The organism is Bradyrhizobium erythrophlei, from assembly GCF_042430365.1.
Classification (GTDB): Bacteria; Pseudomonadota; Alphaproteobacteria; order Rhizobiales; family Xanthobacteraceae; genus Bradyrhizobium; species Bradyrhizobium erythrophlei.
In genome coordinates, this window is sequence record NZ_JBHMET010000274.1 from 457,622 (window position 1) to 484,588 (window position 26,967).

At 65.2% G+C, this 26,967-nt stretch carries 22 protein-coding genes; 10 read left to right on the forward strand and 12 right to left on the reverse strand.

Annotated elements, in window-relative coordinates:
• Nucleotides 1-174: 174 nt before the first annotated feature.
• Complete coding sequence (locus tag ACFFWD_RS44055) at nucleotides 175-2,823, forward strand: AMP-binding protein (RefSeq protein WP_376975721.1); 2,649 nt, start codon at nucleotides 175-177, stop codon at nucleotides 2,821-2,823.
• A 260-nt stretch (nucleotides 2,824-3,083) separates the two neighbouring features.
• On the opposite strand, the gene ACFFWD_RS44060 is transcribed toward ACFFWD_RS44055, so the two are convergent.
• Nucleotides 3,084-3,599 carry a DsrE family protein gene (locus ACFFWD_RS44060; protein ID WP_376975722.1) on the reverse strand — a complete coding sequence of 172 codons (516 nt, stop codon included), beginning with the start codon at nucleotides 3,597-3,599 and terminating at the stop codon, nucleotides 3,084-3,086.
• A 408-nt stretch (nucleotides 3,600-4,007) separates the two neighbouring features.
• Between ACFFWD_RS44060 and ACFFWD_RS44065 the strand changes: the two genes are divergently transcribed.
• Genes ACFFWD_RS44065 through ACFFWD_RS44080 form a run of 4 tightly spaced genes read left to right on the forward strand, consistent with a single transcriptional unit; the run spans nucleotide 4,008 to nucleotide 8,580 of the window.
• Nucleotides 4,008-6,197, forward strand: coding sequence for a coiled-coil domain-containing protein (locus ACFFWD_RS44065; protein ID WP_376975723.1), 2,190 nt, complete (start codon nucleotides 4,008-4,010; stop codon nucleotides 6,195-6,197).
• A 44-nt stretch (nucleotides 6,198-6,241) separates the two neighbouring features.
• Nucleotides 6,242-7,270, forward strand: coding sequence for a TAXI family TRAP transporter solute-binding subunit (locus ACFFWD_RS44070; protein WP_376975724.1), 1,029 nt, complete (start codon nucleotides 6,242-6,244; stop codon nucleotides 7,268-7,270).
• Nucleotides 7,271-7,284: 14 nt separating this feature from the next.
• Nucleotides 7,285-7,887 (forward strand): type VI secretion system-associated protein TagO, encoded by a 603-nt coding sequence (locus ACFFWD_RS44075; protein WP_376975725.1) that lies wholly within the window; start codon nucleotides 7,285-7,287, stop codon nucleotides 7,885-7,887.
• Nucleotides 7,888-7,902: 15 nt separating this feature from the next.
• Nucleotides 7,903-8,580, forward strand: a complete 678-nt coding sequence (locus tag ACFFWD_RS44080) for a N5-glutamine methyltransferase family protein (protein WP_376975726.1) — start codon at nucleotides 7,903-7,905, stop codon at nucleotides 8,578-8,580.
• Nucleotides 8,581-8,607: 27 nt separating this feature from the next.
• Here the strand turns inward: ACFFWD_RS44080 and ACFFWD_RS44085 are convergent, their stop codons facing one another.
• From ACFFWD_RS44085 to ACFFWD_RS44135, 11 genes are all read right to left on the reverse strand, one after another.
• Nucleotides 8,608-8,874 (reverse strand): acyl carrier protein, encoded by a 267-nt coding sequence (locus tag ACFFWD_RS44085; protein ID WP_376975728.1) that lies wholly within the window; start codon nucleotides 8,872-8,874, stop codon nucleotides 8,608-8,610.
• 38 nt (nucleotides 8,875-8,912) lie between these two features.
• Nucleotides 8,913-10,478: a class I adenylate-forming enzyme family protein gene (locus ACFFWD_RS44090; protein ID WP_376975729.1), complete on the reverse strand. Its 1,566-nt coding sequence runs from the start codon at nucleotides 10,476-10,478 to the stop codon at nucleotides 8,913-8,915.
• On the reverse strand, nucleotides 10,478-12,499 hold the full coding sequence (gene asnB, locus ACFFWD_RS44095; RefSeq protein ID WP_376975730.1) for an asparagine synthase (glutamine-hydrolyzing): 2,022 nt from the start codon (nucleotides 12,497-12,499) through the stop codon (nucleotides 10,478-10,480). Before asnB ends, ACFFWD_RS44090 begins: the two co-directional genes overlap by 1 nt.
• Before the next feature lie 5 nt (nucleotides 12,500-12,504).
• Nucleotides 12,505-13,509 (reverse strand): NAD(+) synthase, encoded by a 1,005-nt coding sequence (gene nadE, locus ACFFWD_RS44100; RefSeq protein ID WP_376975731.1) that lies wholly within the window; start codon nucleotides 13,507-13,509, stop codon nucleotides 12,505-12,507.
• A complete protein-coding gene (locus tag ACFFWD_RS44105) occupies nucleotides 13,506-14,579 on the reverse strand; it encodes a thioesterase domain-containing protein (RefSeq protein WP_376975732.1) in 1,074 nt (357 codons plus the stop codon). The genes nadE and ACFFWD_RS44105 overlap by 4 nt, the downstream gene beginning before the upstream one ends.
• 334 nt (nucleotides 14,580-14,913) lie before the next feature.
• Nucleotides 14,914-16,416, reverse strand: coding sequence for an HlyD family type I secretion periplasmic adaptor subunit (locus tag ACFFWD_RS44110; protein WP_376975733.1), 1,503 nt, complete (start codon nucleotides 16,414-16,416; stop codon nucleotides 14,914-14,916).
• Nucleotides 16,416-18,236, reverse strand: coding sequence for a type I secretion system permease/ATPase (locus tag ACFFWD_RS44115; protein ID WP_376975734.1), 1,821 nt, complete (start codon nucleotides 18,234-18,236; stop codon nucleotides 16,416-16,418). The genes ACFFWD_RS44110 and ACFFWD_RS44115 overlap by 1 nt, the downstream gene beginning before the upstream one ends.
• Before the next feature lie 213 nt (nucleotides 18,237-18,449).
• Nucleotides 18,450-19,547: a calcium-binding protein gene (locus ACFFWD_RS44120; RefSeq protein ID WP_376975735.1), complete on the reverse strand. Its 1,098-nt coding sequence runs from the start codon at nucleotides 19,545-19,547 to the stop codon at nucleotides 18,450-18,452.
• A 512-nt stretch (nucleotides 19,548-20,059) separates the two neighbouring features.
• Nucleotides 20,060-20,533: a GlcG/HbpS family heme-binding protein gene (locus ACFFWD_RS44125; RefSeq protein WP_376975737.1), complete on the reverse strand. Its 474-nt coding sequence runs from the start codon at nucleotides 20,531-20,533 to the stop codon at nucleotides 20,060-20,062.
• A gap of 32 nt (nucleotides 20,534-20,565) precedes the next feature.
• Entirely contained in the window at nucleotides 20,566-22,065 is a 1,500-nt protein-coding gene (locus ACFFWD_RS44130; RefSeq protein WP_376975738.1) for an aldehyde dehydrogenase family protein, read from the reverse strand.
• Between the two features lie 14 nt (nucleotides 22,066-22,079).
• Nucleotides 22,080-23,624, reverse strand: coding sequence for a hypothetical protein (locus ACFFWD_RS44135; RefSeq protein ID WP_376975740.1), 1,545 nt, complete (start codon nucleotides 23,622-23,624; stop codon nucleotides 22,080-22,082).
• Nucleotides 23,625-23,914: 290 nt separating this feature from the next.
• Here ACFFWD_RS44135 and ACFFWD_RS44140 point away from each other — a divergent pair, with 290 nt between their 5' ends.
• The 5 genes from ACFFWD_RS44140 to ACFFWD_RS44160 all read left to right on the forward strand — a co-directional run bounded on the left by ACFFWD_RS44140 (nucleotide 23,915) and on the right by ACFFWD_RS44160 (nucleotide 26,693).
• Complete coding sequence (locus ACFFWD_RS44140) at nucleotides 23,915-24,685, forward strand: iron-containing redox enzyme family protein (RefSeq protein ID WP_376975742.1); 771 nt, start codon at nucleotides 23,915-23,917, stop codon at nucleotides 24,683-24,685.
• 27 nt (nucleotides 24,686-24,712) lie between these two features.
• Complete coding sequence (locus tag ACFFWD_RS44145) at nucleotides 24,713-25,057, forward strand: 2Fe-2S iron-sulfur cluster-binding protein (RefSeq protein WP_376975743.1); 345 nt, start codon at nucleotides 24,713-24,715, stop codon at nucleotides 25,055-25,057.
• Between the two features lie 61 nt (nucleotides 25,058-25,118).
• Nucleotides 25,119-25,415 carry a ferredoxin gene (locus ACFFWD_RS44150; protein ID WP_376975744.1) on the forward strand — a complete coding sequence of 99 codons (297 nt, stop codon included), beginning with the start codon at nucleotides 25,119-25,121 and terminating at the stop codon, nucleotides 25,413-25,415.
• A gap of 30 nt (nucleotides 25,416-25,445) precedes the next feature.
• On the forward strand, nucleotides 25,446-25,775 hold the full coding sequence (locus tag ACFFWD_RS44155) for a 2Fe-2S iron-sulfur cluster-binding protein (RefSeq protein ID WP_376975746.1): 330 nt from the start codon (nucleotides 25,446-25,448) through the stop codon (nucleotides 25,773-25,775).
• 72 nt (nucleotides 25,776-25,847) lie between these two features.
• Nucleotides 25,848-26,693 (forward strand): GntR family transcriptional regulator, encoded by an 846-nt coding sequence (locus ACFFWD_RS44160; RefSeq protein WP_376975747.1) that lies wholly within the window; start codon nucleotides 25,848-25,850, stop codon nucleotides 26,691-26,693.
• The last annotated feature ends 274 nt before the right edge of the window (nucleotides 26,694-26,967 follow it).

A 26,967-nucleotide genomic window follows, 5' to 3' on the forward strand; every position in this document is an offset into this window, starting at 1 on the left:
TAAGGTTCGTCCTTCATTCGAACGATGCGCTTGCCGGCGCAACGGCCTAATAGTCACCTCATACTCGCGAGGGCCGCGATGCAGCTTCAGACACCTTCTCTCAACCCGCCGAAAGGCGCGAAGTTGGTTGCTGGCCCGCGTTTCCCCCTCACAGATGCAAGGAAGTCCGCAAACATGGTCTGGACTACGGCTCTCGACGTCCCGCTCGATATGCGAGGTCCCGTCGACCGGCCGTTTAACCGCATGGGCGCAGGATTTGCCGATGTGCCCGCCATCGAGCACCTTCGGAGCGTCGCAGCGAAGTTCGCCGACAGGATCGCAGTCAGCGATGCCGACCAGCAGATCACCTATGCCGGTTTCCTCGCGCGGGTATTGGCGCTCGCCGAAGCGATCGTCGTGGCAACCCCCGAAGGACAGGCGGTAGGCTCACTGTTGCGCCATTCGATCTGGCATCCAATCGCGATGCTTGCATGCATGGCCGCCGGACGACCGTTGGTCCCGCTCAATCCGCGCGATCCCGCGCAACGGCTCTCCTCCATGACCGCGGCGGCGCGGATCACCCTGCTGATCGGCTATGACGGCGACGGTTCGGCGGAATGGATCGAGAAAGACCGCCTGCAATGGCTCGATGTCACACGCGTCGGTGAAGCATCGGGCAGCGGCGCGTGCCTTGCGCCGGTCGCGGTCGACGCGCCCGCGCTTGTGCTCTACACCTCGGGCAGCACCGGTCAACCCAAGGGCGTCGTGAACAGCCAGCGCGCGCTGCTGCAGCGCGTCCAGCACTATGTCGACGCGTGCCACACCAACGAGACCGACGTCTTCATGCCGTTGAGCGGTCCGACGACCATCGCCGGAAGCCGCGAGATGCTCTCCGCCCTGATGACGGGTGCAAGATTGCACATCGCCGATATCGAGGCGCTTGGTCTTCGCGGCCTGGTGCGTCAAATCCGCTTGCAGAAGGTCACGATCACCTACATCGTGCCCGCCCTGCTGCGCGCGGTCGCCGGCGCGGCCACGAAAGACGATTTCGCATCGCTTCGGCTCATCCGCATCGGCGGCGAGAAGGTGTTGTGGGCGGATATCGCGCTGGTCCGCAAGGTCGCGCCGCCGCGCTGCTTCATCCAGATCAGCTATTCATCGACCGAGAGCCAGGGGACGCACTGGTTCCTGCCGGATGACTTCACGCAGCAGGACTTCAACAGGCACGACAGCAGCGTTCCGGTCGGCTATCTGCTACCGGGCATTTCGTTTGCCGTCATCGACGACAGCGGCGCTCCCGTCCGCCCCGGCGAAGTCGGAGAGCTGGTGATCAGCAGCACGAACGTCCTGCTCGGCTACTGGGAAAGCGGCCACCTTCTGCCCACTCCCCCCGCTCCCGAGATGGACGGGCACCGGGTGTTTCCAACCGGTGATCTCGTCGTCGTAGGTACCAACGGCCTCATGCAGGTGGTCGGACGCAAGGGGCGTCAGCTCAAAATCAACGGGCGACGCGTCGAGCCGGCCGAGCTCGAGACCGCCATCCGCGGCATTCCCTGTGTGGCCGACGCGGTCGCCGTCGTCACGGATTCCAACGAACTCATCGCCTTTGCATCGCGCGGCGATGACGCCCCGCCGACCTTCACCACCGACGTCCGTAACGTGATCAGGCAGACGCTTCCGTCGGCGCTGCATCCGACCAGGCTGCACGAGATTGCGGAAATTCCGCGTCTGCCCGGAGGAAAGGTCAACGTCGCGAAGCTCAAGGCTTTCGATCTCGAAAGCCGGGCAGCAGCGGCGCCTGCGCCGCAGTCGCCGGACGCGAACGACGTGGCGCAGGCGCGCAAGGCCGTGGCGGAGGTCTGGCGCCGCATCCTCGGCACGGCCGAGGTCGCGGGCAGCTGGGACGAGGCCGGCGGCGATTCACTGAAGCTCTTGCGTTGCGTGATGGATCTGGAAGGCCTGATCGGCAGAGAGCTCAACATGGAGGCCTTCACGGTCGAGATGAGCGTCGACGACATGGTCCAGGCGGTCGCCATGGCGGGACGGCCGGGAGAGCCGCAACGCGAAGACACAACTCTGCCTCCCCTCGTGATGTTGCCGGGATCGATGGGCTACGGGCCGAGCATGGCCGCGTTCGGCGCGCATCTGAGCAAGGTGGCGCACGTGATCCCGATCCGCTATCCCGACCTGACGTCGAGCCTGATCGGAAACGGCTCGGTGGAGGACATGGCGACGCTGGCGATCGAGCAGATCAACGCGGTCCAGCCGAGCGGCGACATTCGTATGATCGGCTATTCGCTCGGCGGCGGCGTCGCCTTCGAGATCGCGAGCCGGCTGATCGCGCAGGGCCGCCAGGTCAAGTTCCTCGGCATCCTCGACACCAATGTCGGCCCCCGCCGCAACAACGGCCGCGAGACGCTGTCGCGCACGCTGCAACGGATCAGGTCGCACCGCGTCACGCTGTATCGCATGCTGTGCCGCGCCGTCGCGAAGTCGGCCGTGCGCTGGGGTCGCGAAGTCAAGTTCAGCCGGCTTCTCGACGCCATGACCTGGGCGCCTCTGGCAAGCACCCGCTTCATACTCAAGCTGGAGCTCGAGGAGATCCTCAGGATGCGGGCCTTCGGCCGCTGGGTTGCGGGCGGCAAGCGCCAGCTGCCCATCAAGGGAACGCTGTTCCTCTGTAACCGGCGCGGACTGTTGGGTGACTTGGGCTGGGCTTCCCTGTTCACGGGGCTCGACATCGTTCCGATTGCCGGCGGTCACCTCGACCTCGTTGTCGAGCCGCATTTGAGCGTCAACCTGCCGGTCATCGAGCGCGCCGTCTCGGCATCCTGCTCCCAATGACATGAATTCGCGGCGCGCGCCGGCGGTGCCCTGTCCCCGTCGGCGTGCAGCGGGCACCGCGCATAACGCGCCAGCGGCTTTTCAAAGCACCGGTAACTGATCAGAGCGACCGCAAACGGGGCCGCACACCAACATCGCAATGTCGGGTAAGGCGAAGGCGAAGCGACCGACCGTATCGATCGCGTCTCATTGTCCCGCTGCCGGATTGGCGTCTCCTGCCCTGCGGACGCACGCAACGGCGGCGCTGTGCGGGCGTCCCTTCACGGACGCAGATAGCTCCAGCCCCGCTCCTGCAGCTCCATGAGCCGGACCACGCCGGACTTGGTGACCTTCGCCTGCGCAATCAGCGGGATCTCTTTGGCCTCCGCTCTCGTCATGTTGTCGCGGGTATTGCCGCAAGCCGAGAATGTGACCTCGGGCATGGTCTCGCTCATGGTCTTGATGCGCGCCTTCACGGGCGAGGTATCGTCGCGCAGCATGTGCAATCCGGGTCCAAAGGCGACCACCTCGATCTCGACCTTCTGACCGAGAGCGCTGTAGTGCTGAGCAGTGTTGCTGACATTGTTCAGGGCGAGGTTCATCAACGCGGGATCGTTGACGTCGACCTGGACGGCGAGCCGATGGAGTTGGGGCTTGCTGGCCGGCGGGGTCATCTTGGCGTTGGCATTGAGCTTGGCGGAGGGAGCGATCTGGGCCGCCCCGCTCATCTGGGTGCAGTTCACCAGGATCAGGCCAGCCGCGGCCATGCCGGCGAAAACGACGAATGTTCTATTCATGCTGTTTCCCTTGAGTGTGCGGCACGAAGCAATCTCAAGTCCGATGCGACCTTGTTGCGTGCGGCTCTGCGGGTCAAGAAAGGTTCGGCCACGGCGCGCGCGATCTACTTAATTCCTACGATCGGCGCGCCTACCCCATTCTGGCTACCTATCCTGCCACATCGACAGAGCACCGGCCAAAGCGGTGTCATGAACGCAAATGACGCCTAAATCCGAGTTGTCACGATGGAATTCCAGGCAATTGCCGCAGCGTCGCAGGACCCGACACCGGCTGTCCCGCTGACCACTGTCCCTCGGCCGATGCGCCTCACGGCCATGTTTCGCCGCCAACTGCAAACCGACTTGACCGACCGCTCGCGCTGCACGGACAGACGAGCGGCGCGGATATGCGCGGTCGTGGTCGCCTGCATGGCGTCGCTCCTCGTCGGCACTGCCGAGGGCGGACAACGCGGCGACACCGAATTGGCCGCTCCCGTCGGCGGCGCAGACAGCGCCAGGCAAGGACAGCCAGCCGATCAGGAGCGCGACAGGGCCGACAAGCTCGCGCGCGAGCTGGCAACCGTGCGGACGGAGCTCGAAGCGGCCCGGCGCGAACGCGCGCAGGCGGTTCAGGCGATCGACGTCGGGATCAAGCAAACGCAAGCGCTCGAGCTGGAGCGCGACAAGGCAGCCAATCTCACGCGCGAGCTCTCGTTCCTCAAGGCCGAGCTCGAGACCATGCGGATCGCGGTTTCGAAAGCCGTGCAAGCCTCCGACGCGGAGCTCAAGCAGCAGCGTGCGCTTGAACAGCCCAGCGGAGCAGAGCCCCCGGCGCCTGAGCTTGCATCTCTCCGCTCCGAGCTCGAGGCCGCACGGACCGCGGCCTCGGATGCGGCGAAAGCCGCCGCGGCGGGCGCAGAGCAAAAGCAGGCACTCGAGCGGGAGCTCAAGCAGCAGCGCGACCGCGCGGATACCGTTGCGGGCGAACTGAACGCGCTGCGGGGGGAGTTCGATGCCACACGAACCACCGCCGTTGATGCCTCGAAGGCAAACGCCGCGGAAGCCGCGCAGAAGCAGGCATTCGAGCAGGAGCTCAAGCAGCAGCGCGACAAGGCCGACGCAGCCGCGAACCAGCTCGCCGCCCTCAAGACCGAGCTCGAGACCGCACGAACCGCCGCGTCCGAGGCCTCGAAAGCCACCACAGCCGAGACTGCGCAAAAGCAGGCGCTGGAGCAGGAGCTCAAGCAGCAGCGCGACAGGGCGGATGCAGTTGCGAACCAGCTGACCGCCCTCAAGGCCGAGTTCGACAGCGCGCGAAGCACCGCGTCCGAGGCATCGAAAACCACCATCGCCGAGACGGCGCGAAAGCAGGCGCTGGAGCAGGAGCTCAAGCAGCAGCGCGACAAGGCAGATACCGTTGCGGGCCAATTGACCGCCCTCAAGGGCGAGCTCGAGACCGCCCGCAGCGCTGCGTCTGAAGCCGCGAAAGCCACCACCGCGACGGCCACGCAAAAGCAGGCGCTGGAGCGCGAGCTCAAGCAGCAGCGCGAGAAGGCCGACGCCGTTGCGCGCGAACTCGTCGCGCTGCGAACGGAATTCGACAGCGCGCGAACCGCGGCCGCCGAGGTCACGAAAGCGCGCAGTGCGGAGGCGACGCAAAGGCAGGCGCTCGAGCGCGATCTCGGACAGCAGCGCGACCGGGCGGATGGGTTGGCGCGCGAGGCGGCATCCCTGAAGAAAGAACTCGATGCCGTGCGTGCCGCCGTCCCGGAGGCGACCCGCACCGCGGATGCAGCAAAGGCTGATGCGAAGCAGGCGCTGGACAGGGAACGCAGCAAGGCAGAGGCGTTGAGCCGAGAGCTTGCCTCGACGCGCAAGCAGGTCGAGGAGCGCTCGACGCGTCTTGCGGCCGCCTATGCCGAGGTCCTGCAGGTGACCGAGGCAAACAGCACGGTGGCCGCGGAGCAGAAGCTGGCGCTTGCCGGCGAGCGGGAACGCGCCGACGGCCTGGCGCGCGAGCTTGCGTCGGTCAAAGCCCAGCTCGAGGACACCAACCGGAAGCTCGCGGCCGTCGCGGCGGTCAAGCCGGCTCCTGCCCCCGCGGCCCGCGCAGCCGCCGAGAGCGCGCCACGGCGCGTCGCCGAGGCGCCTGCAAAGACCGGCAAGGAAGCGGGCCGCCCGCAGGAGCAGTCCGTTGGCCGGGCTGCGGCCTCGCCCCCCGAACGCAAACCCGTATCGCAGCCGTCGCCGCCGAAGCCGCCGCCGGCAGAGCGCGCCTCCCCGCCGGAACGGACTCCGCACCTCGCTGCGGCATCGGAGCGATCCGCGCCGACCCCATCACCCCGTCCGCTCGCGGATGAGCAAAGGCTGCTCGTCCGGGCGAACGCGTTGCTACGGCAATCCGACATCGGCGGCGCGCGCCAACTCCTTGAACACGCGGCCGGCCGTGGCAGCGCGCGCGCGGCCTTCATGCTTGCCGAAACCTACGATCCCCGCGTGCTGCAATCGTGGAGCGCCTACGGCGTCGCGAGCGATCCGGCGAGGGCACGCGAACTCTATGAGCGAGCAAAGGCCGCCGGCATCGACGATGCGGCCGAACGGCTCAACACGCTGAGATAGCAATCGCCCCGCACGCTGGAGGCAGCCCGAACGGAGAGAGGCACATGTCCTTCATCAAGCTTGCATCGACAGTTGCATTGGCAATGCTCGGCCTGCAATTCGCGGCCAGCGCCCAGGCTCCTCCGCCGCGCGACCAGTCCGCGGCGGCGGCTGCCGCGGCGCGAAAGATCGACATGGCCGCCAAGGAGCGCATCAACGCGTGGACCGTTGGCCTCGCCGGCGGGTTCATCGAGGGCGCGCCGCTTCGGCTCGCCGCGGAGATTGCTCGCGTCGTCAACGAGGAGGACAAACTCCACGTCATCCCGATCGTGACGCAAGGCGCGACGGAGAACATCAACTCGCTGCTCTATTTGAGGGGCATCGATGCCGCAATCATCAACACGGATGTCCTTGACGAGTACAAGGCCCAGATTCCGTTCGTCGACCGGCGCATCGTCTATATTCTCAACCTGTTCCCGTCCGAATTGCACATCTTCGTTCGTCCCGAGATCAAGTCGCTGGAGGATCTCAAGGGAAAGAAGGTCAATTTCAACACCCAAGGCACGGCAGCTGCCTATTCCGGTCCGCTGATCTTCAGCCGGCTCGGAGTGGATGTGGACAAGATGTTCATTCCCCACCAGATCGCAATCGAACAGATGAAGCGCGGCGAGATCTCTGCTGTCGTCTTCGTCACCTCAAAGCCAATCGATGCCTTCTTGAAAGGGCGCTGGGATCCCGGCTTCAAGTTGCTGCCGGTCGAATACGACTCCAGGTTAGAGGACTACTATCTTCCCGCGTCATTGGACGCGACGGACTATCCGAACCTGGTGCCTAAAGGTGAGCGGATCGCGACCATCGCCGTCCCCACCATTCTCGCTGCCTTCAACTGGGCGCCACAGACCGATCGTTACGCGCGCATGGCGCGCTTTGTCGAGCACCTGTTCGGCCGGCTCGACCGGCTGCAGTCCCCCGGATTCGACAAGAAGTGGAAGGACGTCAACCTGCGCGCCAGCGTGCCCGGTCTCGTCCGGTTCGCGCCGGCGCAGGAATGGCTCGATCGTTCACAGAAGGCGACGGTAGGACTATCGCGATGAAAGGCGTCTGCGTCGTGGCGTTGGCCACGCTCGCAGGTCTGGGTCAAACGACCTGCGCGCTTGCAGGCGATGCCCTCGACCGGCTGAAGGAATGCGCGCGGTTCGAGGGAATGGAACGCCTGAAATGCGTCGATGAACTGCTCGGGGAAGCGCCGGAATCGACCGCGGCAGTGCCACCGCAAGGCCCGAACTGGATTTTCAGCGAGACGACCTCGCCGGTGGACTACAAGCCGCAGGTCGCCGTGCAAACCACCGCGCGCGTATGGTCAAAGGACGCCCCCTCCCGGCTCGCCATCCACTGCCGCGCCAGTCGCACCGAGCTGATGATCTCGAGCACGGGCGCCGCGAGGCCGATACCGGATGGCGAGGTGAAGGTTGTCTACCAGATCAACGAGGAGCCGTCCGTCGAACAGCGCTGGAAGGCCGCCGAGGGCGGCAGGAGCCTCGCCTTCTCGGGCGACGTTGTGCGCTTCCTGCGCGCATTGCCGGACGGTGGCCGGCTCCTCGTCCGGATCTACGCCGGGAAAGCGCCGCCATATGAAAGCACCTTCCCGCTGGCCGGCTTGGATCCGGTCCGGCGCAAGCTCGCCACCGCCTGCAACTGGCCCCAGCCCTGACTGAAGGACAATGCCATGGTCGATGTCGCGCAGGCGTATGACGAGGGCCGCACCTGGTTCATGGGGATGGAGCTATTGGTCGCGCGCGGGGTCCTCGTTCCCCGTCCGGAAACGGAATTGCTTGGCGCAACCGCCGTCGCGGCGCTGCGTCGATGGGACTTGCCGGCGCCGCGCGTGATCGACATGTGTTGCGGCGCGGGCAATCTCGGATGCGCCATCGCACAGGGCGTTCCCGGCGCGCAGGTCTGGGCGAGCGACCTGACCGACGATTGCGTCGCCATCACCCGCCGCAATGTCGCCCGTCACGGCCTCGCCGCGCGGATATCGGTGTGCCAGGGCGACTTGTTCGACGCCCTTTCAAGCCTTCCACTCCAAGGATCGATCGATCTGATCGTCTGCAACCCGCCCTATATTTCAGAAACGCGCCTGAAGGGCGACCGCGCGCCTCTGCTTGACCTGGAACCCCGGGAAGCGTTCGCAGCCGGCCCCTACGGGCTGAGCATCCATATGCGGGTTGTGAAGGATGCGCTCACCTATTTGCGGCCCGGCGGCATGTTACTGTTCGAGATCGGCCTCGGCCAGGACCGGCAGGTCACCACGCTCCTCGAGCGCAGCAAGGGCTATCAGGACGTGAGCGTCGTCGCCAACGACCAGGGCGAAGGCCGTGTGGTTATGGCGCACGCAAAGACATAGAACTGGATCCGCGAAAGGACACCGGCGTCAGCTCTTCTTGCGGATGATGTACTGCGCAATCCCTTCGATGGAATCGAGATTCTCCGGCAGCAGTTCGACATCCTCGACCGTGATGCCGAAGGTCTCTTCGATGAAGCCGATCACCTCGAGCACACCCGTCGAGTCGATAACGCCCTGATCGAGCAACGACGTATCGGCCTTCAGCGCGTTCGCATCGGAAACATAGAAATTGGACAGCAGGAATTCGCGTATTTCTGTCCGATAGGTCTCAAGCGGTTCCCTGTTGAGCAACATGGCCTAAACTCCGGTACAAATGACAGCTCACGATCAAATCACTCGAACTCCTCCAACAGCGCCCGCTTGTTGAGCTTGGCCGTGTTCGTCCGCGGCAGTTCGGGCACGATCACGATCGATTTCGGCACCATGAAGCTCTCCAGGCGCTGCCTGCATTCCCTCTGAAGCTCCCGCTCGCCGAGAGTCTTGCCCTGCTCGACGACAACGAACGCCTTGATGGCCTGGCCCAACAGTTCGTCGGGAACGCCAATGACCGCAGCCTCCGCCACTCCCGGGATATCCATCAGCGCGTTCTCCACCTCCTTCGGGGCGACCTTCTCACCGCGTGATTTGATCACCTCGTCGCTGCGGGCGACGAAGTAAAGGTACCCCTCGGCATCCATCCAGCAATAGTCTCCGGTGTAGAGCACCATCTCGCCGGGGAGCGGCCCGGGCCTAAGCTTCTTCGCCGTGGCCTCCGGCTTGCGCCAGTAGCCGCGCATCACGGTCGCGCCGCGAATGACCAATTGACCGACGACGCCGGGGCCGAGACGTTTATCGTTTGCGTCGACAATCCACATCTCGGTGTTCGGGATCGCGATCCCGACGCTCGACGGCTTCCGATCGATGTCCTCCGGTGGCAGGTAGGTGCACCGCTTGCACTCGGTGAGCCCGTACATGGAATAGAGGCGCGCCTTCGGGAGCAGGTCGCGCAGCAGGCGGATATGCTTCATCGTCAGCGCCGCCCCGGTATTCGTCACGTAGCGGATGCTGGAGAGATCGCGTTCCTTCAGCGATTCCATTCCCAACAGCGTCGAGAAGATGGTCGGAACGCCAGGCAGGCCGGTGACCCGCTCGTCCTCGATCAGGCGGACGATCTCGGCCGGAAACGCGAAGGAGCGTTCGAGGACCAGCCGCGCGCCGGCACGACACGCCATGATCATTTGATACAGCCCGTAGTCGAACGCGAGCGGAAGGACGTTCAGGATCACCTCGTCCTGGCTCAGCGCGAGATATGCCGATATCGACGTGCAGGCGGCCAGCATGTTTCGGTGCGTCAGCATCACGCCCTTCGGATCGCCGGTTGATCCGGAGGTGTAGACGATGGCGGCGAGATCGATGTCGATGCAGCTGCGTGGAGGTGGCGTCTCCCGGCCGGCGGAGACCGCCGCATTCCAGCGCACCGCACCCGGCAGCGCCGCCAGCTCGGCATCCGCGATCGACCCGGTGACCACCACACCTTGCAATGACGGGCATTTTGCCGCCGGCTCGCCGAATATGGAGAACAGGTGCCCGTCGGCGATGAGGGCCGTGGGCTGGCAATCGTTGAGCAGGTAGCCAAGCTTGTCGCGCTTGGTCAGCGGATTGACGACGCACACCACGGCATTCGCCTTGAGCGCGGCCCAGAAGCTGATCACCGTCTCGACGGTGTTGTCGGCGAAGATGATCACCCTGTCGCCTCGCGCCACCCCGCTTCCGACCAGCTGGTGAGCGACGGCGTTGGCGCTCGCCTCGATCTCTCCGTAGGTCACGCGGCGCTTGCCGCACACCAGCGCCACCTTGCCGCCGAGCGTCCGGGCGGAATGGCTGAGGTAGTCGTGCAGCAATGGTACGGGCCCGTGCATCAGGAAAAGGCCGCCTCACCCCGGTGCTCGCGATCGATATCGACGGTCAGCTCGCGGGCATGACGTCCGGCAGGACGGCTCGCGATGAACTGCCGATGCAGCAGCTGGGTCGAGATCACGCCGACCAGCGCCATGTTGTCTGAATTCGAGAGATCCGCGCCGCCGGCAGCGGACTGGGCCCGGCACTTGGCGAGCAGGCGCCCGACCGCGACGGGATCGAAGACATCAGCCTCGCGGACTGCCGTTTCCGAAAGCGCCTCGGCGACATAGTCCGGCGCCTGGTCGCCGACGAAGCACAGCGCATTCGGCGCACGGAATGGCTGCTTCTTGCGGGCGACGATCTCCGGCGGCAGCAGCGGCCTTGCGACGCGCTTCAGCACGTGCTTCTCGTCCAGCACGCGCAGCTTGTAGGATGGCGGCAGCGCATTGGCGAGCGTGACCACGCGCTCATCCAGGAACGGGAAGCGTCCCTCGACCGAATGCGCCATGAGCATTCGGTCGCCCTGGGATGACAGCAGATATCCCGACAGCAGGGTCTCGATCTCGATGTACTGGTCCTGCGCGAGCGGACCCCATTGCGCGAATTCCGGCGGCAGACCGCCGATCAGCTCGGACACCGCATCATGCCTGGCCGCTTCGGCCCGCATGTCGGCGGAGAACAATCGCTTGATGGCGCCCGTGGTGTGCCATCTCGTGTCGTGCGCGAAACCCGGCGCGGCGTAGGCCGACAGGTTGCGCCCGAAGAACCGCCGGGCCATCGCCTGCTGCTGCACCGGAGAGCGCGAGAGATAAGGATAGAGCCGCTCCAGCAGACGCGCGCGCCGGTCGGAGGCCGGCTGCCGCGCCCAGAAGCGGCGGATCTTGGCTTCGCGGAAGATGTCGTATCCGGCAAAGACCTCGTCGGCGCCCTCCCCGGTCAGCACGACCTTGATGCCGTGGCTGCGCACCAGTCGCGACAGCAGGAACAGCGGCGCCGGCGCGGTTCTCAGAATCGGGCGTTCAGTGTGCCAGATGACGTCCGGAAACACCTCAGCGATGTCGCGGCGCGTGACCTCCACCTCATGATGCTCGCTGTCGATGGCGCGGGCGAGCAGGCGCTGGAAATCGGTTTCGTCGTATTCGGCATCGCTGAAGCGGAGCGAGAAGGTTTGGAACCGCTCCCCGGCAAAGCGCCGCCCCATCGCCGCGACAAGCGAGCTGTCGAGACCGCCGGAAAGATAGCTGCCGACGGCGACGTCGGAACGCACCACGCGAAGAGAGGTCGCAGCGTCCAGTGCGGCGCGCACCTCCCCGGCCGCGTCGTCGAGCGAACCTGCGAACTGGGCGCTTGCCGCGCCAGGATATTGCGGTTGCCAGTACGCATACTCGCGCACGCCGCGCCGCTCGTAGATTCGGATATGCCCCGGGCGAAGCTCCCTGATCCCCTGAAACACGCCCTGCGGCGGGACCACCGTCCAGAAGGTGAAGGTCTGATCCATCCCGGCGGGATCGAAGCGCGGCGGAATGGTCGTATCCGCCGCGAAAATCGCCTTCACTTCGCTGGCAAAATACACGCGGTCCTTGCGCTCGCAGATGTGCAGCGGACAAATGCCGGTCCGATCGCGTGACAACACGAGGCGGCGCCCAGCCGTATCCCAGATCGCGATCGCCCACTGTCCGGTCATGCGCTCGAAGGCCGCCTCGCCCCAGGCCCGATAGGCGTTGGCGATCACCTCGGTGTCGCCGCGGGTCCGGAACCGGTAGCCGAGCGCAATGAGCCGCTTGCGCAGCTCGACATAGTTGAAGATCTCGCCGTTGAACACGACCCACACCTTGCCGCTGGCATCGACGAGAGGCTGCCGGCCTCCCGAGATATCGACGATGGACAGGCGGGTATGGGCGAGCCCTGCGCGTTCGTCGCGGTAGAGTCCCCGTTCATCGGGGCCGCGATGCCCCAGCGCGCCGATCATTCGCAGCAAGGCCTCGCGCGAGGGCGGCGCGGCAGCGGAGTTCAACGATACGATCCCCGCCATGCCGCACATGTCGGTCAGTCCTCGAACGTGTCCGCGATCAGGGGTCGGGCGCGGAGATAGCGCGCCGCGCGCCGCTTGGCGTCGATGTCCCGGAACACCGTCTCGACCTGGGCCGCCGTGAGCCCGACAGAAGCGCTGATCTCATCCGGTGGAATGTCGTGATTGCGCGCGTAGAGGCAAAGGTCCATCAGGTGATACGGCAGCGCGAAATAGAACTCCTCCTGGCTCTGGGGCATCGAGAACGTATCTGTCGTCGGCGGCCTGCGCCGGATCTCATCGTCGATATCGAGATAGTCCGCGAGCTGATAGACCTGCGTCTTGTAGAGATGCGCGATCGGCATCACGTCCGCGGTGCCATCGCCCTGCTTGACGAAGAAGCCAAGCTCGTGCTCGAGCCGGTTCGGCGTGCCGATGACCGCGTAGCGAAGGCGATCGGCGTGATAGTACTCGGTCATCTTGCGGACACGCTGCTTATAGTTGGTCGCGGCGACGATCTGCAGGTAGGCCTCCGACGGAAGCCGCACGGTGCGGGTCGCGCCGTCCGGGCTCTGAACCGTTAGGCGGGTGATGTTGAGCCCGCTGCTCTCGAGAACCGGGGGCAGCACCAGCTTGCACTTCCAGCCATGATCATATTCGGGAACGGCGGCCTGGATCGCCTCGATCTGCCGCTCATAGGCGCCGAGCGCTTCGAGCCCCGGCGAGATGTCTTCCAGCGCGGTGTTGATACCAAGCCGCGTCGCGCAACTGTGGCCAAGGCGCAGGGATTCGTCCGACGAGTGGCGGTCGGGCATGAAGATGCCGAAGACCTTGTGGTTGCCAAATGCACGCACGCACAACGCCGCCACGACCGAGCTATCGATGCCGCCGGAAAGCCCGACGATGGCGCCGCGGCGTCCCAGCGTGTCCAACACCTGCTTGCGAAGGGCTGCGACGATCCTGTCGATCTCGGCGGCAGGATCGAGCGCCAGCACGTCGCTGCTGAATCGCACCGTAATCGGGATGCGCCGGGCCAGGCTCATGACGGCATCCTCCGTCCGCAAAGCTCGGTCGGCAGGTAGGTTTGCACGACCGCGGCCTCGACCAGGGGATGGTTCGTGGTGAGGTAGGGCTCGGCGACGAGATCGACATGGCTGCCGACGATCGGGATCACGTCCAGGCTTGCGAAGGTGACATCCCAGCCGAGCGGCTGCGGCAGGCTCGGCCGGTTGCAGCGGAACAAGGTGCCTGCGATCGGCAGCCTTGGTTTGGCGCCCGCCAGCCATCGGAAGAAGGCGCGTGCCCGCAGCACTTCCTGAAGCTCGAGCTTGATCCGAAAGCGGGTCGTGGCGAACTTCCCGCGCGAGTAGCGATCGAGCATCCCGGCAAGATAGGCTTCGCCGTGGACGATCGCGGTGACCTTTGCAAGTGCCCGGCACGCGAGCCTCGACATGTTGACGCGATTGGCGCGCAGCCGCCGCAAGGTGCGGGCGAGCGTCTCGTGGTAATCTTGGCGCTCATAGATGTTCGGCGTATCCAGGATCCCGAGGAAGTTGACCGACCGTCCCGATTCCAGGAGCCGGGCGGCAACTTCGAACGCCACCGCGCCACCCAGCGAGTGACCGATCAGGCGAACCGGGCCGACCGGCTGACTGCGCTGGATTTGCGCGATGCCGGCCTCCGCCATGTCAGCAACGCTGTCCTTTCCGTCGAGGATGCTGCGCAGGTCGGGATATTTGATCGGGACGACCCGGGCGACCTTTCCCAACGCGCCGGCAAAGGCAGCCATGCTGGGACCGTAGCCGAGGGACCCAGAGAACAGGAAAAGGGTCGGTGGTGCCTCGCCCGGCGGGCGGGCGACCTCGCCGGCCGCCTGCCCGGATACGATCACCTTAACCATCTCGGCGATGGTCATGTCGGGGCTGAAGCGTTCGCGCGCGAGCTCAAGCCCGGTGGCGCTCTCGATCTCGAGGAGGCAGCGCGCCAGGCCGGAGGAATCGCCCCCGGCTTCGGCCCAGCGTTCGGGCGCGACCTCGGTCTTGAGGATCCCGGTCCAGGCATTCGCCACGATCTGGCCAATCGTCTGGTCAGGGATCTCCGGACGGGACGACAACCTCCGACCCCGCCGCGGATCAGCCGGTCCGCGCGCCAGTTCGGGTTGGAGATACGTCCGGGCCATCGACCACCTTCGCCGAACTCAAAGCTTGGTTATGGCCTGTCGCGAAAATATCGGCATCCTTCATTCGAAGGGAATCGTGCGCCGAAAGACGATGCAACCCAAGATTGGCGGATAGAACCCCTCAAAAAATGCAGGCAACAAAGTGCATAGCGAGCCTTGCTTCGATCATGCGTCGCTTCGCCGCATATCGAATTCGCCTGGAACCCCAGCGGATTCCAGGCGAAGCAAGACGCTCGTGAAGCGACGGCGGGCGAGCGGCCGCGACCGCTCAGTTTTCCCGCATGCCGCGCCGAATAGCATCCGTCATCGGCTGGGTCAGGTATGCCAGAACGGTGCGCTCGCCGGTCGCGATCAGGACGTCGGCCATCATGCCCGGCTTGAGCTTTTCACGGACCTTCTCGGGAAAGTTCGCGACCTGCACCGAGACCTTGACCTCGTAGAACGGCTGATGCGTGGCTTCGTCGCGAACCGCGTCGGCCGCAACCGAAAGAACCTCGCCGACGGCGATCGGCGTGGAGCGCGCCTTGAATGACGGCAGCCGCACTTCGGTGGGCAAGCCGACCTGCACGTGATTGATATCGAGCGACGACACTTTCGCGGCCACCACGAGGACATCGTTGTCGGGCACGATCTCCATCAACGTGTCGCCCGGCTTGATCACGGCGCCCACGGTGTGGACCTTCAGATTCACGATCCGTCCGGAGCGCGGTGCGCGAACCTCCATGCGCGCCAGAACGTCGGCGGCGACGCGCAGCTTCTCGCGCGCATCGGCAAGCTGCGCCCGCGTCTCGGCGAGCTTGGCGGTCGCCTCTTCGAGGACCTTCTGCCCGACCTGGTCGATCTGCAGCCGCGACTCGTCGATGATGCGGCCAAAGCGGGCAATGTCGGCCTCGTACGCGCCGATCTTGCCTTCGAGCTCGGACTTGGACCGCTCAAGGGTCGCGACGCGCGCGAACGCCACGATGCCCTGATCGGCCAGCGGCTTGAGCTTGGTGTATTCCGCGCTCACGCTTTCGAATTGCGCCTGCGAGGCCTTGCTTTGCGCGATGTTTCCCTGGATCTGGCGCTGCGCTTGCCCGATGCGCTCTTCAAGGATCGAGATCTCGATCTTTCGTGCGGCGCGGCGCTCGTCGAACCGCCGCTTCTGGTCACCCATCGCGCGCAGCGCTGCCGGATCAGAGGTCTTCTGGACAAGTTCGGTCGGGAACGTGATCTTGTCGCCGCCCTCGGCTTCCGCCTGCAGGCGCGCCTCTTCAGCAATCGCCGAATAGACCGCGGATCGTGCGATCTCCTCCTTCGCGCGTTCCTGGGTGGCGTCGAGCCGCAACAGCACCTGCCCCTTCTCGACATGGGCATCGCCGGTCACCATCAGGTTCTGGACAATACCGCCTTCGAGATGCTGGACCGTCTTGCGGTCGCTCTCGACGACCACCGAGCCCGTGGCCACCACCGCGCCGTCGATCGAGGCCACGGCGGCCCAGCCGCCGAACACGCCGAAGGTCAGGAACACGATGGCGAAGCCGCGGCGCGCCGGCGTGTGCCAATCGCCGGACGGGCCGTCATTACCAAGTGCAGCCCCGCGGTCCGACGCGTTCGGCAGACGTGCGAATAAAAACCGGCCCACCGAAATTGCCCGCGACCACGCCTTCGCGGCGAAGTCCCGCAGCGTGCCCGATACGCCGGACGTCTCGCCGCTCGTGGTGAAGCGCCTGAGAACGCCCGCCAACTCAGCGTGAAGCGCCCCCATTTCCCGCCTTATCATTCTGTCCATCATTGCCTCGTCGCGTGCGCCTGACGCGCCGGATTTGAAATGTGCACGTAGCGCTGCGCGCCGTCGGCACGGAATTGGGCTTCAGCGCGGTTGTGATCCTCGGCGAGCACGCGGCCTTCGCGGTGCATCGGCGTCACGGTCTGCCCGAGCAGCACGGGAAGAAGTTCGTCGCGCGTGCCGACCCGCCCAAGGCGTCCCTCATGCATGAAGACGATCTTGTCGACCAAAGCGAGCAGATTGGGCCTGTGGTTGATGATCACGATCGTCACGCGTTGCTTGCGGAGCATCTGGATTGCTTCGGCGAGCGCGCGGTCGCCGTCGCCGTCCAGATTGGCGTTCGGCTCGTCGAGCACGACCAGCACCGGCTTGCCGAACAGCGCACGCGCGAGGCCGATGCGCTGCCGCTGACCGCCGGACAGGCCGGCGCCATTGTCTCCGATCACGGTGTCATAGCCCTTCGGAAGCCGCTGGATCATGGCGTGCGCCGACGCCAGTTTCGCCGCCTCGACGACCGCCTCGTCGGAGGCATCCCCGCGGAAGCGCGCGATGTTGTCGCGCACGGTGCCGGCGAACAGTTCGACGTCCTGCGGCAAATAGCCGAGGCTTTGCCCGAGGAAGTTGGAGTCGAAATGCCTGATGTCGTTGCCGTCGATGCGCACGCAGCCCCGCACCGCGGGCCAGGCCCCGACCAGGGCGCGCGCCAGCGACGATTTGCCGGAGCCGGACTGACCGACGACGGCGACGACCTCGCCGGGCGCGAGGCGAAACGAGACGTCGGCGACCGCCGGCAATTGCGATCCGGGGACGAGGACGGTCACCGCTTCGACCGAGACCTCACCCACCAGCGGCGGCAACCGCGTCGGCGGGCGCTCCGCCGCGCGGGCCCGCAGCGCGTTGTCGAGCCGCGCGAACGACGTGCGCGCGGCGACCAGCGCCTTCCACTGCGACACCGCCGCCTCGACCGGCGCAAGCGCGCGGCCCATGATCAGCGAGGCCGCGAACAGCACGCCGCCCGAGATTTCCTGCTGGATCGCGAGGTAGGCTCCCACCCCCATGATGGCGACCTGGATCGCCATGCGCAGGAACTTGGAGATCGCGAGCAGCGTGCCACCGCGCTCGCCGGCCCTTGCACTTTCGACAAGCGCCTGATCATGCGTGGCCGCCCACGCTCCCCGCACCGCCGGTCCCATGCCGAGCGCACGGATCGCTTCGGCGTTGCGCAGCGAGGAGGTCAACCGGTCGAGCGCATGAAGGTTCTTCAGCGCGGCGGAGGTCAGCGGGGCCTTGGTGACGCGCTCGTTGAGAAAGGCGAGCGTCAGGATGACGACCGCGCCGAGCAGCGCAACGAGGCCGATCAGCGGGTGGAGCAGGAAGCACATCGCCAGGAAGATCGGCGTCCACGGCACGTCCATCAGCGAGGTGATCACGCCGCCCGAGAGCACCTCGCGCAGGGTGTCGACGTCGCGCAACAGCTGAACGTGATGCGAGCTGCTCGTCGCCAGCGACTGCCCGAGCGCGGTCTCGAACGCCTCTCCCGAGAGGATCTGGTCGAAACGGATTCCGGTCTGCACCAGGACCCGGCTGCGAAAATGCTCGAGTGCCGCGTAGCTGACGAACAGCGCGAGCGCGATCAGCGTCAGCAGCAGCAGCGTCATCCCGTTGCGGCTCGTCAGCACGCGATCGTAGATCTGCATGGTGTAGAGCGGCGAAACGAAGACCAGCAAATTGATGAAGATGGACAATCCTCCGGCGGCCATCAGGCCGGGACGGATCTGACGGAACGCGCCCGCGAGTGCGGGCGGTTTTGTCGAAGTAAACATGTGCACATCCGGGCCGCCCTTGGCGGGGCGGCGGCAAGCGGTTGAAATTTGCATGCGATCGAGCGTGACGGCGCCCGCACTTCAACATTCCACTGTGCGCGGAATGGCACCCCGCCTCGCGGCCACTGCGGCCGCGAGATAGTCCCCTGGGTATTGTCATACGCGCGGCGTGCCGCGCGTATGACCTGCTTGAGAAAGACCCCCCTTACAAGCCTACCAGTGCCAGTGATGATCGGTGGTGGAACCACCCATCGCATCGGCCCAATGATATCCGCCACCCGACCAACCGGTGCCTGACGTGGTGCCGGTCGGATCCGTCACGACGGGCGTCGTGGCGGTCGATGTCGACACGTCGATCGTGGGCGAGGTCGTGCTGGCACCCGTGAGAGCCGCGTAATCCAGCCCGTGGTGGTGATGATGCCCACCGGTATCGGTCGTTGTCGTCGAACCACTCGACGAGCCCGTGGTCGTGCCGCCCGGGGTCGTGCTTCCGCCGCTGGTGTCGGTGCTGCCGGTCGTGCTTCCACCCGTGCTCCCGGTCGGAAGCGTCATGCTGGTGCTCGTGTTGTGCTGCTGGAAAACGGCCTGCAGCGCCGGCGAGCTCTCCAGTGCGGTATCGCCATTCTGCGATGCCCAGGAATAGGCCATGTCGAAGGCCGGATTTGGCACCACCGCCGCCCAATGGCCCAGCATCGCCTGCTCCTGCGCCGCCGTCGGCATGACGTAGGAGCCGCCGGATTCGGTCGACCAGTTGCCGCCACCGAAGGTCTGGAAGACCGGGACGATCGCACTCTGCGGAATCCCCTCGGCTTCAGCGGCAGCCACGGCCTTGTCGATGATGCTGTAATCGATCGTGCCAGTCGACTGAACGGGGTACGGATCGATTCCGAACAGATCGATGTGAGTGTTCGCCGGGTTGTAGGAGTTGGCGTAGCTCGGATTTTCGTTGGACCCCATGTTCATCATGGTGATGAACGTTTTCGCGCCCGGAAGGTGGGAGTGGATGTAATCCGACTCGGCCATGAAAGTGGAGGCCGAGATCTGCGTCCCCCATTGCCCGGTCGGATCCGGCTCGTCAGCGAGGTAGAAGCCGTAGAGCTTCGAATTTCCGGCGTACTGCTGCACCTCGTTGATGAAGCTCTGGTCGACGCCATTGGCGTTGTTGAGCCAAACGAGACCCTGCACGCCGGCCGGCAGCGCGTTCAGTTCGTCCACCGACGAAACGTCGGCCAGGTTGAAGCCTGCCGCGGCAGGGGCGTAAGTCCCCTGCGCATTGAGGCCACCACCTGCGGCAAAGTGTAGTGTTGTCAAGTTTTATCCCCTTTTTGTTGAGAACCCCCAAGACCTGTAAGTCTGAGCGCAACAACCGGGTGGCGCCTCATTGCGATGAACGTATGTTTACGTTTGAGGCAGGAATTCCCGTTCCATTGGGCGGAACCAAGGGAAGATTGTGCCGAAATCTTGGGCGCCCAATTGCACCAAAACTGCCTCACGGGATTCATTTCAAGGAATTTCAGGGAGTAATTTCAACGGCATCCAATGCGGATGCTGCGCTGACTTCCAACAGTTGCGTACAGCAAAAAGCCGACGGTCACCACGTATTGGGCATGCCAGTCGCTGATCGGGTGAAACCAAGCTCCGAATCAGCACGTGTGAGCTAACCCTAATGGAGGAAGTCCATCTGCGGAATCCACCAAGTTCAACTATGAACAGGTTCCCGCGCATGTGGCGCTCAGCGTTTCATTGGCATCTCTCGCCGGAAGCGAAAGCTCTCCGCTACTCTCTTTCGACGCAGCGAACCGGCAGTGCCTGCCCGGCGGGAGTCACATCTTGATATCGGCTGCGACCAGCACGCGATGGCCGCACAAGAGTTCCTGCAGGGCCTGAAGCGCCGCGAGACCGCATTGCGTGTCCTGCTCGCCATTGCCACCGCTCAGCCCAACGCCGCCGATGACCTCGTCATCGACCACGATCGGAAAGCCGCCGACGAACACCGCGAACTTGCCGTCAAAGCTCCACTGGATGCCGAAGGCCTCGTTGCCCGGCAGCGCGGGACCGTTCGGCGCCTTGTTGAACAAATGCGTCGAACGCTTGTGGCCGGCTGCGGTGAACGCCTTGTTCCAGGCGATCTGCGGGCCGGTAACGCGCGCGCCATCCATCCGCTCCAGCGCGAGCGGATAGCCGCCTTCATCGGTGATGCAGACGGTCTCGGGAACGCCGAGCTCGGCAGCCTTCTTGATGGCGGCAGAGACCATGTGGCGGGCCTCCGCGAGTTCAAGCTTCAGCGAACGTTTCATCGTATCTTTCCGTGTGTTGGTTAGTTCGCGAGCTACACGCCGCGATAGACAGTCTTGATCTGGGTGTAGAATTCGAGCCCGGTGCGGCCGGACTCGCGGAAGGTCGAAGTGCTCGACCGCTTCAGTCCGCCGAACGGCGCGTTGACGAGATTGCCGGTCGTGGTGCGGTTGATCTTCACCGTGCCGGACTGGATGTCATCAGCGAAGGCGTGCATCAGCCGCGGATTTCGCGTCGCGATCGCCGCCGACAGGCCGTACTCGGTGTCGTTGGCCTTGGCGATCGCGTCTGCGTAGCTTTCGACCTCGATGATCGCAAGCACCGGACCAAAAATCTCCTCGCGCGCGATCGTCATCTCCTGCGTGACGTCAGTGAAGACGGCGGGCGAGACATAATAGCCGCGGTCGTAGGCGGGGCCGGCAAGCCGCTCGCCGCCGCAGAGCAATGTCGCCTCGCGCTTTCCGATCGCGATGTAGCGCAGCACGGTGTCGAGCTGCTTGGCGGTCGCCAGCGGTCCGATATCCATGCCGCTCTCGAGGCCAGAGCCGATCTTCATCGCCTTCACCTTGGCGACCAGCTTCTCGGTGAACGCGGCGCGCACCGCGCGCATGACGAGGATGCGGCTGGTGCCGGTGCAGGCTTGTCCCGCGAGCGACAGGCCGCCCTTGATCGCGAGGTCGACCGCGAGATCGAGGTCGGCATCGTCAATGACAATCAACGGATTCTTGCCGCCAAGCTCCATCTGGGTGCGGGTGGTGAACTCGACCGCGCGGCAGATTTGCGCGCCGGCCGCGGTCGATCCGGTGAAGGAGATGGCGCGGATGACAGGCGGCTCGGTGATCGCAGGACCGATCTCGCCGGCCTTGCCGGTGATGAAGTTGAGCACGCCCTTCGGCAGGCCGCCCGCGATCAGCGCCTCCGCGAGCCGGTAGCCGGTCAGCGGCGCATCCGACGACGGCTTGAACACCACCGTGTTGCCGGTGATCAGCGCCGGCGCGATCTTGCGAGCCGGAATCGACAGCGGAAAATTCCACGGCGTGATGACCGATACCACGCCGAGCGGCTCGCGCAGCGTGTAGACAGTCATGTCGGCATCGTCGTTCGGAAACACCTCGCCGGTCAGGGTCTGGCCTTCGACGGCGTAGAACCGCAGGGTCTGCGCCGAACGCATCACCTCGTCGCGGGCAAGGTTGAGCGCCTTGCCCATCTCGCGCGTCATTTCGCGCGCGATTTGGTCGGCGCGTGCCTCGAGATGATCGGCGGCACGGTTGAGCACCTCAGCGCGCTTCGAGATGGACGTCTTCTTCCAGCTCTCGAAGGCTGTGGCCGCCGCCTCGACCGCGGCGCGCGCATCCGCCTCCGTCGAGGCCTGGAAGCGCCCGACCGTCTCGGCGAAATCGGCAGGGTTTTGATTGTCGAACAGCGCGCCGGATGCGCTTCGCACCGGTTCGCCGTTGATCAGGTTGCAGAACTCCTCGGCATCGCCGCTCGCCGCGGAGATCCGCACACCCTTCGCCGCCGTGTTAGCCGTCATCGCCAAGCCTCTCCTCAATGCCAGATCAGGACCGCCGCGATCGTCGAGACGGCGAGCCCGATCAGCACCGGGACCATCACGGTCCGAACGATCTCGAACACCGGCACGCGCGCAAAGCCGGCCACCGCGATCAGCGACGACCACGCCACCAGCGTGCCGCCGCCGGTCCACACCGCTCCCATCTGGCCGATCGCAGCCAACGTCGCCGGGTCGAGCCCGACGGCCGGCGCCAGCGCGCCGGACAGCGAGCCGGTCAGCGGCAGGCCGGCAAAGCCGGAGCCGTCGATGCCGGTGATCATGCCGGCGATCAGCACGCCGAACGCGACGAACACCTGGTTGCCGGGGATCCAGCCCTGCGCGGACTGGATCAACTCGAACAGCAGGCTCGGCGCCTGCGCCGGCGCGACGCCGAGGATCGGCGCAGACAGGCCCGGCTCGGCGCCGAGAAAGAAGAAGCCTGCGATCGGCAGCACGGAGCCCATCGCCTTGAAGGCGAAGACGAAGCCTTCGGTGACGTGATCGGCGCTGGCATCGAGGAATTTGCGCAGCTCGTCGGCGGCGAACGAGGCGCAGATCATCAGCAACGCGGCAACGCCGCCGACCAGCGCGGCTGCGTCGCCGCCCTTGAGATCATGGCCGATGCCGAGCTTCGCCAGCACCATCACCGCGATCACGCAGAGGAAGGCGAGCGGCGTCACTACGGCGAACAGCCGCGACCATCTCTCGCGGCTGACAGGCACGCCCGCGAGCGCCTTGTCGATCTGGGCCTGGGTCGCGAACGGCTTCTGGCCCTCCGCGGTGCCGCGGGCGATCTCGACCTTGTCGAAGGTGCCCTCCTCGGCGATACGCGCCAGCTCGCCATTGCTGGATTTCGCCTGCCAGAGCGCGAGCAGCCGGTCGTCCGACTTGGTGATCGACTTGCGGATCGACAGATAGGCCAGCACCAGTGCGATAATGCCCGTGATCAGCGACAGCACCAGCGCGCGGTCGGCGACCACGGCGGCGCTGACCGCGCTCCCCGCCGCCTTGGCGCTGATCCCCGGCGCGACGCCGATGACGTAATCCGACGACAGCGCCATGCCCTGGCCCGCGATCGCGATCGCCAGCGCGCCGCCGAGCGGCGGCAGACCGGCCGCGATTGCCGCCGGCAGCAGCACGGCGGAGACCAGCGGCACCGCCGGCGTCGGCCAGAAGAACAGCGAGATCACATAGGTGATCGCCGCGAGCACGAAGAAGGCGGTATGCCCGTCCTTCATGACGGCGCGGAACGGCTCGACCATGCGGATATCCGAGCGCAGCACCTTCAGCGCATTCAACAGCGCCGCCATCAGCGCGATGACGAGGAAGATGTTGAACAGCTCCTTGGCCGCAGTGAAGCTGGCGTTGAAGATGCTGGCGAGCGCCGCAACCGGACTGTGGGTGAACGCCAGCGCGACCAGGAAAGTCGCGACGATCGACGGCACCACGACATTAGCGCGCCAGATCATTGTCAGGACGATGATAGCGACGCCGCACAGGTAAACCCAATGCGCGGCGACAATCGGAGCATGCTGTTGCAAGACCGGACCTCCCCTCCCAAGGATGCAACCATATTGTATACTGTATTCTATAATTGCAACAGCAAACTGTGGATGGTTCGCGATCAACCCTGCTTAAATAATGTCGCCGCGATGCACAATTTTGCGGCCATTTGCTCATATAGCAGCACTTCGCAGGCGATTCTGATCGTCCGCAGGCACCCGCCAAACGGTCCGCTACCGCGTGTTGACACCTCACCATTTTTGTATACAGTATACTGCAACGAACCCGGAACAGCGACCAAACCGCAAAAGGCGACAGGAGCGCGACGATGCAGAAGCTGATGAATCACGTTGAATTTCGTGCAGCCCTCGAAAACGCCATCAAGGGCAAGAGCGCCAACAAGGCGCCGTTCAGCATCGCCTGGGCGAGCGGCAAGCTGAGCCGCGCGCATCTCGCGCGCTGGGCCGAGAACCACTACCACTATGTCGGGCCGTTCGCCGATTATCTCGGCTACATCTATGCCCGCATGCCCGAGCAGTATCAGGAGGCCAAGGACTTCCTGCTCGCCAACATGTACGAGGAGGAGATCGGCGGCGACCGCCACACCGACCTCTTGATCCGCTTCGCGGAGGCCTGCGGCACCACGGCCGAGCGGGTCAAGGATCCCGACAACATGACGCCGACCACGCGCGGCCTGCAGAGCTGGTGCTATGCGGTCGCGATGCGCGAGGACCCGATCGTCGCGGTCGCCGGCCTCGTGGTCGGCCTGGAGTCGCAGGTGCCTTCGATCTACCGCAAGCAGACGCCGACCCTGCGCGAGAAGTACAAGTTCACCGACGAGGAGGTCGAGTTCTTCGATCTCCACATCGTCTCCGACGAGATCCACGGCGAGCGCGGCTACCAGATCGTGCTCGAGCACGCCAATACGGTGGAGCTGCAGCAGCGCTGCCTGAAGATCTGCGAGATCGGCGCGCAGATGCGGCTGCTCTACACCACCGCGCTCTATCACGACTATGTCGCCAAGGAGGTCTCGCTCGCCGAGCTCGGCATGGCCGAAGCGAGCGTTCCGGCCGACGAACGCACCCTGCTGCAGGCTTGAACGGCGCGCGACAACCGGAGAGCTGGGATGCCTCAAGTCGTTTTTCACCGCAACGGCCAGACCTTCCACGGCGAGGTCAAGGAGAACACCAACCTCGTCGTGCGGGCCGGCATCCGCCAGTTCCCCTACCCCAACTTCCTGTACGGCTGCGGCATGGGCAAATGCGGCAAGTGCGCCTCGCTGATCATCAGGGGCGGTGAGCATTTGCCCGAGCCGAACTGGAAGGAGAAGAAGCGCCTCGGTGAGCGGATCGCGCGCGGCTATCGCCTCGCCTGCCAGCTCTGGCTCACCCATGACATCGAGCTGTCGCAGGAGGCAACGCCGCTCGCCGACGTCGTCGCGCCGACGGCGGCTGCAAATCTGAAGACCTGAGACGACGGCGCCGACGCGCGCCGTCGGCGCGATCGCAGCCACAGCCGGGAGGCCATCATCGATGTATGTCATTCTCACCAGCAAGCCGGGCCTGTTCCGGACCGAGATCGTCGAGGGCCTGCGCCCCCTCGAAGCCTACGATTACCTGTTCTACGGCGTGAAGAAGGCGACCTTCGTGATCGCCGAACTGCTCAAGGAGACCAAGGTGAAGGTGATCGACGAGGCGTGGTCGCCGCCTGTTGTCAACAAGGTCCCTTCCAAATTCCTGGAGAAGTTCGAGACGCCGGAGCGCGCCTATAGCGAGCTCGAGCATCTCATCACGTTCGGCCACATGGACACCAGGCTGCGCAAGCTGTGACGCCAACCCTTTCTTGAGCATCGAGCCGACATGATCGAGGTCACGTTCCTCACCAACAACGGGAAAACCGTGACCGCGCCGGAGAACAGCAATCTCCTGCGCGTGTCGCTGCGCGAACAGGGCGGCATCCCCTTCAAATGCGGCGGCGGCATCTGCGGCACCTGCAAATGCCGGATCGAACAGGGCATCGAGAACACCGACGCGATCAAGCCCAAGGAGCGCAAGCACCTGACCGAAGAGCAGTTTGCTGCCGGCTATCGGATGGCATGCCAAACCTTCCTCACCGGCAATGTCAGCGTGTCCTGGACGCCGAAGCCCGTCGCGCAGCCGGTCAGAAGCCTTGCTGTTGACGGGGAATGACAGCCGCTTGATGGCCTCGGCGGGGCAGTCTAAATACGAATCTGTTGCTGCCGCATCGGAGGCGGCGGCTGATTGGGCCTCGTCGCGCGGTCCGGAACGTTGCGCCGGCGCGGCCCGGACGGACATTGCATGGCAGGCAGGCTGGGAAACTCCAAACCGCGTCTCGGTGACGACTACCTGTCCCTCCATGGCCGGGTGATCGAGGAGCTGCGCCAGGCGATCCTGAGCCGGCGGCTCAAGCCGGGCGAGCGGCTGGTTGAGGGCCGGCTCGCCGAGGAGCTCGGGGTTTCCCGCAATCCTGTGCGCGAAGCGATCCGCGTCCTGGCCTCCGAGGGCCTCGTCGAGGTGACTGCTCGGCGTGGCGCATCAGTGCTCGCGATGACCGATGAGGAGGCGCGCGAGACCATCGAAGTGCGGGCCCTGCTCGAAGGCCAGAACGCGCGGCTCGCCGCCCGGCGCCGCGACCAGGACATCCTCAAGCGCATCGCCGCGGTGCTGAAGCAGGGCAACGAGGCGGTCGCCGCCAGGCGCTTCGAGCTCTTGCCCGGGCTCAACCAGCAATTCCACCACGAGCTGGCCGAGGCCGGGCGCAACCGCGTGCTCGCCGATCTCTTGAAGCGGCTGCGCGAGCGCACCGCGATGCTGTTCTCGCCGACCGATCCGGTGCGTCAGGCGCGGACCTGGGACGAACATGCCGGCATCCTGCGCGCGATCATCGACGGCGACGAGCGCGCGGCCGCTACGCTCGCCGCCGAGCACGTGATGCGCGCCGGCGCGGATTTCCTCACCACGATTCATGTCCTGGACGAGGAGCCGTTGCAGGAGGAATCGGCAACGGGCGTGAAGACGTCGTCGGGGCAACGTCCCGTCGCCCCCAAATCTTCCATGAAGCCGAAGCGCGCAAAGGCTAGGTCGTAGCTCGCCTGGGCACGCCACGTGGACAGCTTTGTAGGGCGGATTAGCGGAGCGTAATCCGCCACGCGGCGCGACCAGGAACGGCGGGTTACGCTTCGCTGACCCGCCCTACGATGCTCCGATGCCGATCGGCCCATAGCTCTGATTTGCCCGACGGCGCAAGACCTCACGCACAAAATATTTCCGTTTTCCAGAACCGAAAATCAGTGTATGAATTCGCCCGTCTCACCCGATTGAGGGGCGCGTCGCGATCGTCACGAGTGTTGCGGTGGGATGC